The organism is Komagataeibacter intermedius TF2 (assembly GCF_000964425.1).
Lineage (GTDB): Bacteria > Pseudomonadota > Alphaproteobacteria > Acetobacterales > Acetobacteraceae > Komagataeibacter > Komagataeibacter intermedius.
Genome location: NZ_BANF01000355.1, coordinates 1 through 341 on the forward strand (window position 1 = coordinate 1; position 341 = coordinate 341).

The 341-nt window shown below is 62.5% G+C and carries 1 protein-coding gene; it reads left to right on the forward strand.

Annotation, left to right across the window (positions count from 1 at the left end):
• Window positions 1–341 (forward strand): carbohydrate porin (locus B7449_RS17520; RefSeq protein ID WP_048883945.1); only part of this gene is annotated, 341 nt, incomplete at both ends.

Sequence of the window (341 nt, forward strand, 5' to 3'; positions counted from 1 at the left end):
CGCCCGTGGCTGTACAGACACGGCATCAGCTTCGACATTCAGGAAGTCGATGAAGTCTGGGGCAACGGCACTGGCGGATCAGCTTCGGGCAGCGATGGCGCGGCCGGTTCGGGCACCGGCCCTGCCTATGACGGTGTGACCATGCCCACACTGACCATCGATACCGAAAAGCTGTTCGGGCTGAAGGGCGGGCTGTTCAATGTCAGCGCGCTGCAGACGCGCGGGCGTTCCATTTCGCAGGATCACCTGGCCAATTTCAACCCGGTCAGCGGGTTCGAGGCCGACCGCTCCACCCGCCTGTTCGAACTGTGGTACCAGCAGTCGTTCCTCAAGGGAAAGCT